This window comes from Acinetobacter sp. TUM15064, assembly GCF_008980265.1.
Taxonomy (GTDB): domain Bacteria; phylum Pseudomonadota; class Gammaproteobacteria; order Pseudomonadales; family Moraxellaceae; genus Acinetobacter.
Genome location: NZ_BKFU01000186.1, coordinates 1 through 526 on the forward strand (window position 1 = coordinate 1; position 526 = coordinate 526).

The following is a 526-nucleotide window of genomic DNA, read 5'->3' on the forward strand; positions in this document are numbered from 1 at the left end:
AGAAAGATGGAAGTCCCCCTTTATCAAAGGGGGATTTAGGGGGATTCAAATCATTAATTCTGTTGAGTCGCATCCACTAAAGTTGCACCCGTCATGGCCTGCAATTCTGCAAAGCTTAAACCGTCGACTTTCTCAATCACTTTTAAACCCTCTGCGGTGACATCAATCACACACAGGTCGGTGTAAATACGGTCTACACACTTCAAACCTGTCGCTGGATAGCTCAGTTCAGCCACGACCTTCGGTTCACCTTGTTTGGTCACATGGTCGGTGGTGATAAAGACTTTCTTGGCACCGACAGCTAAGTCCATTGCACCGCCAACCGCAGGAATCGCATCAGGTGCACCGGTATGCCAATTGGCCAAGTCACCATTGGCTGCCACTTGAAAGGCACCGAGGACTGCAATATCTAAGTGACCACCACGCATCATGGCAAAAGAATCCCCATGATGGAAAAAGGCACCGCCTTGCAGCATGGTCACATATTCTTTACCCGCGTTGATCAGTTCAGGGTCTTCTTCACCTT

Annotated in this window: 1 protein-coding gene; it reads right to left on the minus strand. The window is 48.9% G+C overall.

What is annotated here, in order from left to right; genetic code table 11:
* Positions 1-53: 53 nt before the first annotated feature.
* Positions 54-526 (minus strand): CoA-transferase (locus GBI16_RS18340; RefSeq protein WP_151707628.1); only part of this gene is annotated, 473 nt, incomplete at its 5' end.